Source organism: Polaromonas sp. P4_F9 (genome assembly GCF_056401235.1).
This window is the reverse complement of sequence record NZ_JBFUJT010000027.1, coordinates 1-12,369: the sequence shown is the minus strand read 5'-3', so window position 1 is coordinate 12,369 and position 12,369 is coordinate 1. Positions and strand designations below refer to the sequence as shown.

General features: G+C 62.4%; 14 protein-coding genes. All 14 read left to right on the top strand.

Annotated elements, in window-relative coordinates:
• The first annotated feature begins 4 nt into the window (after positions 1-4).
• Positions 5-325 (top strand): hypothetical protein, encoded by a 321-nt coding sequence (locus tag AC1DUB_RS20790; RefSeq protein WP_477731092.1) that lies wholly within the window; start codon positions 5-7, stop codon positions 323-325.
• A 5-nt stretch (positions 326-330) separates the two neighbouring features.
• The gene (locus AC1DUB_RS20785; RefSeq protein ID WP_477731091.1) at positions 331-1,506 is read left to right on the top strand and encodes an acetyl-CoA C-acyltransferase; all 1,176 of its coding nucleotides are present in this window, start codon (positions 331-333) and stop codon (positions 1,504-1,506) included.
• Positions 1,507-1,597: 91 nt separating this feature from the next.
• The gene (locus AC1DUB_RS20780) at positions 1,598-3,430 is read left to right on the top strand and encodes an acyl-CoA dehydrogenase (protein WP_477731090.1); all 1,833 of its coding nucleotides are present in this window, start codon (positions 1,598-1,600) and stop codon (positions 3,428-3,430) included.
• Positions 3,430-3,660 (top strand): hypothetical protein, encoded by a 231-nt coding sequence (locus AC1DUB_RS20775; protein ID WP_477718148.1) that lies wholly within the window; start codon positions 3,430-3,432, stop codon positions 3,658-3,660. Before AC1DUB_RS20780 ends, AC1DUB_RS20775 begins: the two co-directional genes overlap by 1 nt.
• Positions 3,661-3,674: 14 nt before the next feature.
• Positions 3,675-3,959, top strand: a complete 285-nt coding sequence (locus AC1DUB_RS20770; protein ID WP_477731089.1) for an antibiotic biosynthesis monooxygenase family protein — start codon at positions 3,675-3,677, stop codon at positions 3,957-3,959.
• 32 nt (positions 3,960-3,991) lie between these two features.
• Positions 3,992-4,795 (top strand): SDR family oxidoreductase, encoded by an 804-nt coding sequence (locus tag AC1DUB_RS20765; RefSeq protein WP_477731088.1) that lies wholly within the window; start codon positions 3,992-3,994, stop codon positions 4,793-4,795.
• Between the two features lie 13 nt (positions 4,796-4,808).
• Positions 4,809-5,258, top strand: coding sequence for a PaaI family thioesterase (locus AC1DUB_RS20760; RefSeq protein WP_477718151.1), 450 nt, complete (start codon positions 4,809-4,811; stop codon positions 5,256-5,258).
• Positions 5,259-5,376: 118 nt separating this feature from the next.
• A complete protein-coding gene (locus AC1DUB_RS20755) occupies positions 5,377-6,393 on the top strand; it encodes an NADP-dependent oxidoreductase (protein WP_477718152.1) in 1,017 nt (338 codons plus the stop codon).
• A gap of 29 nt (positions 6,394-6,422) precedes the next feature.
• Entirely contained in the window at positions 6,423-8,141 is a 1,719-nt protein-coding gene (locus AC1DUB_RS20750) for an acyl-CoA dehydrogenase family protein (RefSeq protein ID WP_477721658.1), read from the top strand.
• 25 nt (positions 8,142-8,166) lie between these two features.
• Entirely contained in the window at positions 8,167-9,105 is a 939-nt protein-coding gene (locus AC1DUB_RS20745) for a glutathione S-transferase family protein (protein WP_477718154.1), read from the top strand.
• Complete coding sequence (locus AC1DUB_RS20740) at positions 9,102-9,554, top strand: GNAT family N-acetyltransferase (RefSeq protein ID WP_477731087.1); 453 nt, start codon at positions 9,102-9,104, stop codon at positions 9,552-9,554. The genes AC1DUB_RS20745 and AC1DUB_RS20740 overlap by 4 nt, the downstream gene beginning before the upstream one ends.
• Positions 9,555-9,590: 36 nt before the next feature.
• Positions 9,591-10,496 (top strand): SDR family oxidoreductase, encoded by a 906-nt coding sequence (locus AC1DUB_RS20735; protein ID WP_477731086.1) that lies wholly within the window; start codon positions 9,591-9,593, stop codon positions 10,494-10,496.
• A gap of 157 nt (positions 10,497-10,653) precedes the next feature.
• Positions 10,654-11,274, top strand: coding sequence for a methylated-DNA--[protein]-cysteine S-methyltransferase (locus tag AC1DUB_RS20730; RefSeq protein ID WP_477731085.1), 621 nt, complete (start codon positions 10,654-10,656; stop codon positions 11,272-11,274).
• A 352-nt stretch (positions 11,275-11,626) separates the two neighbouring features.
• On the top strand, positions 11,627-12,241 hold the full coding sequence (locus tag AC1DUB_RS20725; protein WP_477731084.1) for a thioredoxin fold domain-containing protein: 615 nt from the start codon (positions 11,627-11,629) through the stop codon (positions 12,239-12,241).
• The last annotated feature ends 128 nt before the right edge of the window (positions 12,242-12,369 follow it).

Here is a 12,369-nt window from a genome sequence, read left to right as displayed (position 1 = left end):
CGGCATGACTGGCTTCTTCGCCTACGGACTGGCTTCGTTTGTGACGCTCGGTGTCCTGGGGCAGGCGTCCCAGAGCCTGTCCAGTCCGCCATTGAAGACGCTGTGCTGGTACATGGCCGCGCTATGCCCTTTTTGGGTCGGCATGGCCGGCATCTTTGTGATCGGCAACTTTGACTCACCCGGTTCGCGATTTGGAGAAGAGTGGGCCTGGGCATGGGGACTCAGCCACATGGCTTTTTTTGCGCCCACGATTTGTAGCTGGCTTTTGGTCCGGACATTTGCAGGGTCAGCCCCGAAGCTGACCGATTTATTCAAGAAGGGATAACTTTTATGACATCCGCCGTTATTGTTTCCACCGCCCGCACGCCCCTGGCCAAAAGCTGGAAGGGCTCCTTCAACATGACGCACGGCGCCACCCTGGGCGGCCACGCCGTAGAGCATGCCCTCAAGCGCGCCGGCATTGAAGCGGCCGAAGTTGACGACGTCATCATGGGCTGCGCCACACCCGAAGGCGCCACCGGTGCCAATATTGCGCGCCAGATTGCGCTGCGCGCCGGTTGCCCGGTCAGCGTGTCGGGCATGACCGTTAACCGTTTTTGCTCATCCGGCCTGCAAACCATTGCGCTGGCAGCGCAGCGCGTGATCGCCGGCGAGGCCGATATTTACGTGGCTGGCGGCGTGGAAAGTATTTCCTGCGTGCAGCAGGAAATGAATACCCACATGCTTCAGGAAAGCTGGTTGGCCAAAAACAAACCCGAGATTTACTGGAACATGCTGCAAACCGCCGAGCAGGTCGCCAAGCGCTACAACATCTCGCGCGACCGCATGGACGAATACGGTGCGCTCAGCCAGCAAAAGGCCACGGCTGCACTGGCTGCCGGCCGCTTTGAAGCCGAGATCGCACCCATTACCGTCACAGCCGGCGTAGCCGATCCGGTGATGGGTCTGACCACCAAACAGGTCACCGTGAGCAAGGACGAGGGAATTCGCGAAGGCACGACCAAGGAAGGCATCAGCGGCATCAAGCCAGCCATCCCCGGCGGCGTCATTGCGGCCGGCAATGCCAGCCAGTTCTCCGATGGTGGCGGCGCCGTGGTGGTGATGCACGAAAAAGTGGCCGAGAAAAAGGGCCTGAAACCGCTGGGCCGCTTCCTTGGCTTTGCGGTGGCTGGCTGTGAGCCCGACGAAATGGGGATCGGTCCGGTTTTCGCCATTCCCAAGGTGCTGGCCAAGCTGGGCCTGAAGATCAGCGACATCGACCTCTGGGAACTGAACGAAGCCTTTGCTGTGCAGGTGCTGTACTGCGCCGACAAGCTGGGCATTCCCATGGACAGGCTCAATGTCAATGGCGGTGCGATTGCCGTCGGCCATCCCTACGGTGTCACGGGTCAGCGCCTCACCGGCCATGCCCTGATTGAAGGCAGGCGCCGCGGTGCCAAGCGTGTTTGTGTGACCATGTGCATTGGCGGTGGCATGGGTGCGGCCGGCGTTTACGAAGTCCTCTAAACCGGGCAATCACCATGAATGAAACCCTGCTCCTTCAGAAAGGGCAGGCGTTTCCTGCCTTGCCGCCTTCATGTGTGCCGGGGAGCTCGCCATGAGCCTCAGGCCCACCCTTGATTTCCTGCTTTACCAGTGGCTGGACGCCGAGTCGCTGAACCGGCGCGAACGCTTTGCCGACCACTCGCGCGAGACCTTTGACGCCGTGTTCGATACCTGCGAGCGCATTGCCCGCGAAAAATACGCGCCGTTCAATCGCACGGTCGACACCCAGGAGCCCCACTTCGACGGCGAAAAAGTCATCCTCCCGCAGGCCACGCACGATGCCCAGAAAGCCTATGCCGCCTCGGGCATGCTCAGCGCCGCGCAGGACTATGAAGTAGGCGGCATGCAGCTGCCCTACACCGTGGAAGCCGCTGCCAATGCTTTCTTTGCCATGGCCTCGGTCAGCATCGGCTCGGGCATGCTGACCACAGGCAATGCCAATTTGCTGATGGTGCATGGCACCGACGCACAAAAGGACGTGTTTGCCAGGAATGAATTTTCGGGGCGCTTCTCGGGCACCATGTGCTTGTCGGAGCCGCAGGCCGGTTCATCCCTCAGTGACGTCATCACGCGTGCCGTGCCGGATGGCGCAGGCTTTGAAGCCGACCCGCTTGGCCCGCGTTATCGCCTCAAGGGCAACAAGATGTGGATTTCGGCCGGCGAGCATGAGCTGACCGAGAACATCATCCATCTGGTGCTGGCCAAAATCCCCGGCCCCGACGGAAAGCTGATTCCGGGAACGCGGGGCATTTCGCTGTTCATCGTGCCCAAGAAGCTGGTCGATCCAGCGGGCCAGCTCACCAGCGTTCGCAACGACGTGGCGCTGGCCGGCCTGAACCACAAGCTGGGCTGGCGCGGCACCACCAACACGCTGCTCAATTTCGGCGAGGGCAAGTACCCGGTAAACGGCGAGGCGGGTGCCGTCGGCTACCTGGTCGGCAAGCCACATGAAGGGCTGCGCTGCATGTTCCACATGATGAACGAGGCGCGCATCGGCGTAGGCACGGCGGCGACCATGCTGGGCATGGCGGGCTATTACGCCAGCCTCGACTATGCCCGGAACCGACCCCAGGGCCGGCCCGTGGGCCCCGGTGGCAAGGATGCTGCCCAGCCGCAAATCCGCATCATCGAGCATGCCGACGTCAAGCGCATGCTGCTGGCGCAAAAGGCCTACTGCGAAGGCGCGCTGGCGCTGGAGCTGTATTGCGCCCGCCTGGTCGACGAACACCATACTGGCGAGCCCCAAGCCGCCGACGACGCACGCCTGCTGCTGGAAGTGCTGACGCCCATTGCCAAAAGCTGGCCCAGCGAATGGTGCCTGGAGGCCAACTCGCTGGCCATCCAGGTGCATGGCGGCTATGGCTATACGCGCGACTTTCCGGTGGAGCAATACTGGCGTGACAACCGCCTGAACATGATTCACGAAGGCACCCACGGCATCCAGGCGATGGATTTGCTGGGGCGAAAGGTGTTGATGGAAGGGGGCAGGGGCCTGCAACTGTTGGGGGCGCGCATCAATGCCACGGTGGAAAAAACCGCCCAGGTGCCCGAACTGGCAACCCATGCCCATGCGTTGGGCAAGGCCCTGCAGCGGGTTGGCCGCGCCACCCAAGCCGCCTGGGCCAGCGGCAAGGCTGGCGAGGCCCTCGCCAATGCGGTACCCTATATGCAGGGCTTCGGTCATACCGTGCTGGCCTGGGTCTGGCTCGACGTGGCGCTGGCGGCTCTGGCCGCCGATTCTGCAAAATCGACAGCTGCCACTGTGGGCAGACTGGCGGCCACCCGTTATTTTTATCATTACGAGCTACCCAAAATAGAAGCCTGGCTCCGGGTGGCTGAAACGCGCGACCTGACCTGTGCCGACTTGCCTGAGGAGGCGTTTTAATGGCTTTTTTCAAACCGTCGTCCACAACCGCTTCCAGCAAATCCGTGGCGCGCCTGCAAGGCCTGATCTGGGTCCTGATCTATGGCGGCCTGCTGACGCTCGTCCTGGGCCTGTCGGTGGAGCGCACGGATGAGGCACTGGGCTGGTCGCTGGTGGTGGGCGGTGCGGTGGTGGCTGGGCTCGGTTTCATCCTGATCTATGTCCGCTCCAGAATCAAGGTCGGGCCATGATCAGGCACATCGTGATGCAAATACTCAAAGACGCCGCCAATGCCCCCGATTTCAAGGCGCACCTGCACCTGGGCAATTGCCGCCAGCTGGTGCCGGGAATGCACGCATTTGAAGTCGCCATCAGGACACCCGGACTGGAAGCCGGCCGCAATGTTGTGCTTTACTCAGTGTTTGAAAACAACGCTGAAAACAGTGTCGACACCAGCGCCGCTTTGGCGGCCTACCGGAATCACCCTCATCACCAGCTGATCAGCAAGCAGCGGCCTGGGCGCCTTGCGCGACACCCGAACCGTGCCTGATTACGAAATTCAACCATCATAGGAGACGACCCATGACTGCCAGCAAGCCCCGTTCCATTCAACAGCTGTTTGACCTCACAGGCAAAACCGCACTTGTCACGGGCGGCTCGCGCGGCTTGGGCCTGCAGATGGCACAGGCGTTGGGTGAAGCCGGCGCCAAAGTCATTTTGAGCTCACGCAAGGCCGAAGACCTGGTGGAGTCCGCAGCCGAGTTGAAAGCGGCCGGCATTGACGTCGACTGGATTGCCGCCGACTGCTCGAAGGAAGAAGACATCCGCGCGCTGGCTGATGAAGCCATCAAGCGCCTGGGCCACGTGGACATCCTGGTCAATAACGCCGGTGCCGCCTGGGGCGCGCCAGCCGAAGACCATCCGGTGGAGGCCTGGGACAAGGTGATGAATCTCAACATCCGCGGTTACTTCATCCTCTCACAGCACATCGCCAAGCACAGCATGATTGCGCGCAAGTCCGGCCGCATCATCAACGTGGCGTCCATCGCCGGCCTGGGCGGCAACCCGCCCGAGATGACCACCGTCGCCTACAACACGTCCAAGGGCGCGGTCATCAACTTCACCCGCGCCCTCGGTTGCGAATGGGGCAAGTACAACATCACCGTCAACGCGATTTGCCCCGGGTTTTTCCCGAGCAAGATGACCGTGGGCACGCTCAAGGCACTGGGCGAAGAAAAACTCGCCGCCCACGCGCCATTGGGCCGCCTGGGCGATGACGAAGACCTCAAGGGCCTGTGTGTGCTCTACGCGTCAGATGCAGGCAAGCACATCACTGGCCAGTGGCTGGCGGTGGATGGTGGCGTGAGTGTCGTCACGGGCGGCTGATCAGGAGTTTGTGATGAATTTTGGCGCCGAAATCCCCTTCGTCACCCATCTGGGCTTCCAGCTGGAGCTGTTTGAGGGGGGTGAATCTGCCATTGGCTACACGCCGCGGCCGGAACACCTGAACTCGTTTTCCGTCACGCACGGTGGCGCGGTCATGACGTTGCTGGACGTGACCATGGCCACTGCCGCGCGCAGCGTGCAAAAAGACATGGGCGTGGTCACCATCGAGATGAAGACCAGCTTCATGCAACCCGCACCGGGCGACGGCGGCAAGCTCACGGGCAAGGGCCGGCTCATGCACCGCACCGCCACGATGGCGTTCACAGAAGCCACGCTCTACGACGACAAGGGCCGCGCCTGCGCACACGCCACGGGCACCTTCAAATACGTCAAGCGCTTGCCAACGGGGCCTAAAGCCGCCAATGGGCTCAATGCGCCCGTCAGTCCCATCTCGACGGACTGAACTTTTTTGGATGTCAAACCCGGATCAAACCCGGATCAAGCCTTTCAGGAATGGTCGCTGTAAGCTATCAAAAATATAGCATTGATAGAACCGAAAAAATCCTTTCCAGGAGACTCCCATGCCCATCAATCAACAAATCCTGCTGGACAACCGGCCCACAGGCGAAGCCGTTGCCGGTAACTTCAAGCTGGTCAGTAGCGAAACACCCGCCCTGAAGGACGGTCAGGTGCTGGTGCGCCATCATTTTTTGAGCCTGGACCCCTACATGCGGGGTCGCATGAACGACAGCAAAAACTACGCCGCAGCGCAGCCGCTGGGGCAAGTCATGATTGGCGGCACTGCCGGTGAGGTGGTGGAAAGCCGCTCGCCGAAGTTTCAGCCGGGCGATCAGGTCGTCGGCATGGGTGGCTGGCAGCAGTACAGCGTGGTCGATGCCGAACAACCCGGGGCACTGCGCAAGGTTGACACCACGCATGTGCCGCTCTCGTATTACCTCGGCGCAGTGGGCATGCCGGGCGTCACGGCGTACTATGGATTGGTGAAAATCATCGAGCCCAAGGCGGGTCAAACTGTTGCCATCAGTGCCGCGACAGGGGCCGTGGGCAGCGCCTTTGCCGCGCTGGCCAAAGCACGCGGCTGCCGCACCGTGGGCATAGCGGGCGGCCCGGAAAAGTGCCGGTATGCGGAGAAGGAACTGGGCTTTGATGCCTGTATTGACTACAAACAGCACCAGGATGCCGCATCGCTTTCCGCGGCCCTGCGACAGGCTTGCCCCAGCGGCATTGACGGCTACTTTGAAAATGTGGGTGGCATGGTGCTCAATGCCGTGCTGCCGCTGATGAACGACTTTGGCCGCATTGCCGTGTGCGGCATGATCGCGGGCTACGACGGTGAGCCCACGCCCATCACGTATCCGGCGCTGATCTTGCGGAGCCGTCTGAAGGTTCAGGGCTTTATCGTCAGCGAACACATGGAGGTCTGGCCTGAAGCCCTGAAAGAACTCGGCACGCTGGTGGCCACCGGCAAGCTCAAGCCGCGAGAGACCATTGCGCAGGGCCTGCAAGCCGCACCCGAGGCCTTCCTTGGTCTGCTCAAGGGCAGGAACTTCGGCAAACAGCTGGTCAAGCTTATTTAGCCTGTAGCCATCAGGCCAGGAGTCGTGCCATGGACATCACCCATGAAGTCTTCAACCAGCCGGAGCCGTTGGCAGGCTACAACCTGTTCGAAACCAACCGGCCATTGCGCGACGCGCTGAAGTTCAATGCACCGGCACTGGACACCACCGAGCTGGCAGCCCTGGGCGCCACGCTGGGCAGTGCAGAAATGCAAACACATGCGCGGCTGGCAAATATTCATGTTCCCGAGCTGCACAGCCACGACCGCTTTGGCCGACGGCTGGACCAGGTGGAGTTTCATCCGAGCTACCACGAGCTCATGAAATTGGCCACAGGCGCGGGCCTGCATGGCACGCCCTGGGGGAGCCCTCACCCTAGCCCTCTCCCAAAGGGAGAGGGGGTAAGCGCGGCGAATTCTCTCCCTCTCCCTCTGGGAGAGGGCAGGGGTGAGGGCTCCCCGCACGTCGAACGCGCCGCTGGCTTCATGCTCTTCACGGAACTCGAACCATCGGTGCTGTGCCCGATTTCCATGACCTATGCGGTCACGCCGGCGTTGCGCAGCAACCCAGCCATCTATGCCGACTGGGCTCCCGGGCTTACCCGCCGCGCCTATGACCCTGAACTCAAGCCATGGCAGGGCAAAGCCGGCCTCACCATGGGCATGGGCATGACCGAAAAGCAGGGTGGCTCGGACGTGCGGGCCAACACCACGCGCGCCGAGCCCGCGGGCCATGACGGCTGGGGAGCGCGTTACACCCTGACGGGCCACAAATGGTTTTTCTCGGCCCCCATGTGCGACGCTTTCCTGGTGCTGGCCCAAACCCCGGCTGGCTTGAGCTGCTTTTTCCTGCCGCGCGTTCTTTCTGATGGCAGCATGAACGCCATCCGTATCCAGCGCCTCAAGGACAAGTTGGGCAACAAGGCCAATGCCAGTTCCGAAGTGGAGTTCGAGGGTGCCCAGGCCTGGCTGGTTGGCGAAGAAGGCCGCGGCATTCCGCAAATTCTGGAGATGGGCACCATGACGCGGCTGGACTGCGCCCTGGGCACCAGCGGCCTGATGCGCCAGGCCTTGAGTCTCGCGCTCAACCACACGTCGCAGCGCAAGGCCTTCGGCAAATTGTTGATAGACCAGCCGCTGATGCGCAACGTGCTGGCCGACCTGGCGCTGGAGTCGGAAGCCGCCACGGCGCTGGCTCTTCGCCTGGCCCGTGCGTTCGACAAGGCCGCTGACGCGCACGAAGCGGTGATGGCGCGCCTGCTCACCCCGATCGCCAAGTTCTGGATCTGCAAGCGCGGCAGCCATTTTGCGCAGGAAGCCATGGAATGCCTGGGCGGCAACGGTTATGTGGAGGAGGGTGGCGCTGGCGTCATGGCGCGCATCTACCGCGAAATGCCGCTTAACTCCATCTGGGAGGGCGCCGGCAACATCATGGCGCTGGATTTGCTGCGCGCCCTGCGCAAGGCCGATGCCGTGGCGGCACTGGAGCATGAGCTATCACCCGCCAAAGGTGCGCACCCGGCGCTGGACCGCCTCGCCACCGCCTTGCCGGCCCGGGTGGAGAACATGGCCACCGAACTGGAGGCCCGCCGGCTGGCGCAGGATGTTGCGCTAGCCGTGCAGGCGTCGTTGCTGTACCAAGTAGCACCGCCTCCGGTGTTCAGCGCATTTTGCGATTCGCGCATTTCCGGCAACTGGGGCCAGGCCTTCGGCACGCTGGCTGCGGGCACCGATTTCGACGGCATCATCGCTCGGGCGATGCCCCGATAGACACAGAGAGATCCAGGAGACATCCATGCAAGAGCTGATTCTTCACCACTACCCGACGTCGCCCTTTTCCGAGAAAGTCCGCTTGATTCTGGGCTACAAAAACCTGCCCTGGAAGTCCGTCGTCATCCCGATGATCATGCCCAAACCCGACGTACTGGCGCTGACGGGCGGCTACCGCAAGACCCCCGTGCTGCAAATAGGCGCAGACATTTACTGCGATTCCGCCCTGATCTGCGATGTGCTGGAGCACCTGCGGCCCATGCCCGAGCTCTACCCGGAGCCGAGCAAGGGCCTGGCGCGCATCCTGGCGCACTGGGCCGACCACACGCTGTTCTGGACGTCGATGGCCTTCAACACGCAGCCCAAGGGCATGGCACAGATGTTTGGCAACGCCGGGCCCGACGCGGCCCGAGCCTTTGGCGAAGACCGCAAGGCCATGAGCGCGGGCATGCCGCGTCTGCGCCCGGCTGACGCGGCAGCGGCTTACAGGTCCTACCTGCGCCGGATATCCGACATGCTCGATGACTTGCCATTTCTGCTGGGGGAGGTGCCGTGCATCGCCGACTTTGCGATGTACCACCCGCTGTGGTTCACCCGCGTGCGCACGTCCGTGCTGGCAGACATCCTGAACGCCACGCCCGCCGTGCTGGAATGGATGGACCGCATGGCCGCCATTGGCCACGGCAGCATGGAGAAATTCAGCTCCACCGAGGCCATTGCCGTGGCCACCGCCTCTACGCCGGCGCCGCTGCACGACGATATTTTTCAGGATGAGCACGGCATCCCCCTGGGCAGCCGGGTGCTGGTCAGCGGCGAGAGCTTTGGCCCCGAGCCCACCGAGGGCGAGCTGATCGCCGCCACCCGCATGCACTTCACCCTGCGCCGCACCGACGAGCGGGCTGGCACGGTTCATGTGCACTTCCCGCGCATCGGTTATTCGCTGAAAGCGGCCACCCCCGCATGAGCGAGATCACATGGCGATTTGTTCCCTTTGACGCGCTGACCAGCCGGGAGCTGTACGAGGTACTGCAGTTACGCAGTGCGGTTTTTGTGGTCGAGCAGGCTTGTGTCTTTCAGGACATCGATGGTGCGGACGCCCAGGCTATGCATTTGCTGGGCACGGTGTCCGGCCAGCTGGCGGCCTATGCGCGCTGCTTTGCGGCCGGCGTGAAATTTACCGAGGCCAGCATAGGCCGCGTGGTCACGCATGGCTCGCGGCGTGGCAGCGGGGCGGGCCATGCGCTGATGCGCCAGGCCATCACGAGTGTGACGGAGCATTGGGGCCACCAACCCATCCGGATCGGCGCCCAGGCGCGGCTGGAGCAGTTTTACCGGCAGCATGGCTTCGTGAAAACAGGGGAACCCTACAGCGAGGACGACATTCCCCACATCGAAATGCTGCGCCCGGCTTAAGGTTTTTTTTAAATTTCAGGTATGAAGGAGCGATAGATGATCACGGATTTCAAAGGAAAAACTGCGGTACTGACCGGCGCGGGGTCAGGTTTTGGCCTGGAGTGCGCGCGCCTGGGCGCCAAACTGGGCATGAACCTAGTGCTGGTTGATGTGCAGCAGGATGCGCTGGACCAGGCAAGCGCCGAGATCAAGGCCACCGGGGCCCAGGTGCTGTCCTTCAGGCTGGACGTTTCCAGTGCCGAACAGATGGAGGCCATGGGCAAGGCGGTGTTTGAGCGCTTTGGCGCACCGCATTTTGTTTTTAACAACGCCGGGGTCGGCTCCGGCGGGCTGATCTGGGAAAACACCGTCAAGGACTGGGAGTGGGTGCTGGGCGTCAACGTCATGGGTGTGGTGCACGGCGTGCGCATCTTCACGCCCATGATGCTGGAGGCTGCGGCCAAAGATCCCGCCTGGCAAGGCCATATCGTCAACACCGCCAGCATGGCCGGCTTGCTCAACCCACCCAACATGGGCGTGTACAACGTGAGCAAACATGCCGTGGTCTCCTTGAGCGAAACCCTGTACCAGGACTTGTCGCTGGTGACCGACCAGATCGGGGCGTCGGTGCTGTGCCCGTTTTTTGTGGCCACCGGCATCGGCATGAGTCACCGCAACCGCCCGGCGGAGCTTGCCAGCAACAAGCCCACCAAGAGCCAGATGATCCAGCAGGCCATGACGGGCAAGGCCGTCGGTTCCGGCAAGGTCACCGCAGTCCATGTTGCACAACTGGTGTTTGACGCCATCGCGGCCAACCAGTTTTACATCTACAGCCACCCCAAGGCCATCCATTCGGTACAGACCCGCCTCGAGGATGTGCTGCAGGCGCGCAATCCGACCGACCCGTTCGCCGACAAGCCTGAAATTGGACAGCAGCTCAAGCAGGCTTTGCGCGCGGCTTGAGGTGGTTGACGAGCTGCGCGCAGCAGGTCAAGGTGAGGTGCCGCCTTGACGGTTGGCATGCCGGGTTAGTCGGCTTGTATAAAACATTGGCCTGCAGCCCTTGCCAGGATTTTCCGGACTGAGCATTCGTGCCCGGAAGCTTCCATAATCATGATTCATGGCAACCGAAGGCTTCGCTCTTTTTGACACGCCCATTGGCCACTGCGGCATCGCCTGGGGCGAGCGCGGGCTGGTCGGCCTGCTGCTGCCCGAGCACAGCCTGGCGCAGACCCGCGCCCGCATGAAACGCTTGTTTCCGCGGATGCATGAAATGCCCCCTTCGCCCGAAGCCCAGGCCGCGATCACCCGCATCACGGCCCTGCTGAACGGTGAGCGGGACGACCTGAGCGACATCGCGCTGGACATGAGCGATGTGCCGCCGTTTCACCGGCGTGTGTATGAGGTCGCTCGCGCCATTGCGCCGGGCCGCACGCTCACCTATGGTGAAGTGGCCGCGCGGATCGGCGAGCCGGGCGCCGCCCGCGCAGTGGGGCAGGCCTTGGGGCACAACCCCTTTGCGCCCGTCGTGCCCTGCCATCGCGTGCTGGCCGTGGGCGCCCGCTCGGGAGGTTTCTCGGCCGGCGGCGGCGTGGCAACCAAGCTGCGCATGCTGCAGATCGAGGGCGCACAGATTGGCGATGCGCCCGGCCTGTTCGACGACGACAGGTCACCCCCGCAGGCGCGCAATCCGGCCGACCCATTGGCCGACAATCCCGGGATGGGCCAACAACCCAAGTAGGCGCTGCGCGCCGCCTGGCTGGAAACACGGTGGCATCTAGAAGCAATACGGTTCAATCAAGGACCCATGAAGCTCCCTCCCCTTCCGGGGGAGGGTTGGGTGGGGGCCAGCGACGACCAGGTCAGCACGGCGGCCCGATGCCCACGCCGTGAGCCCCCATCCCGGCCTTCCCCCAAGCGGGGGAAGGAGATGAGCGGCAATGCACGCGGTGTGCTAACTGAACCGTATTGCATCTAGAAGGGTACAGAATTCGATGACAGACGAGCACCGGGCCCTGCGCTATCCTTGTCTTTATTGCTCTCTATTTCCAACCCCATTTCCAACACTTTTCCGCTGCTCATTCCAACCTGCCATGAGATTCAAATTCTTCTCCGCCCCGCTCATTGCTGCATGCCTGCTGCTTTCGGGCTGCAATGACGCTCCGGACGCAGCGTCGGGCACAACTGCGGCAAAAGCTGCGGCCACGCCGGTCTCAATAGACGCCATTGCCGCAGAGGCCAAGGGCTTTACCGTCGGCTCAACCCTGAGCACGCGCACTGTGTATGTTTTCTTTGATGCCCAGTGCCCGCATTGCGCCGCCTTGTGGAACGCTGCCAAACCCCTGAAGTCGCAAGCCAGATTTGTCTGGATACCGGTGGGTATCCTGAATTCGTCCAGTACTTCCCAAGGGGCAACCCTGCTGGCGGCTGCTGACCCTATTGCCGTAATGGATGAGCACGAAACCTCGCTTCTCGCCAAGCGGGGCGGCATCAATCCCGGCAGCAATATTGATATGCAAAAGGCCTCGGTGGCAAAGAACACCGAATTGATGAACCGTTTCGGCTTTGCTTCCATCCCGACCATCGTTGGCACGCATGCACAGACTGGCGCCGTGGTCACGCAGGAAGGCGCCTTGCGCACCCCGGCCCTCGCGGCATTGCTCGGCCTCAAGGATCCCGGCGGACAGCCGGCCGCGCCTGCACAGTAAGAACCTGTTTACGATCTATGTGGGGTCGCGCAAGTGGATTATCGGGATGGGATGCAAGGCGCAACATCCAGGCCAAGGCTGATGCCTTGGCTGATGTTGCAACGCCGCAGACCGCCCGAGAATCCACT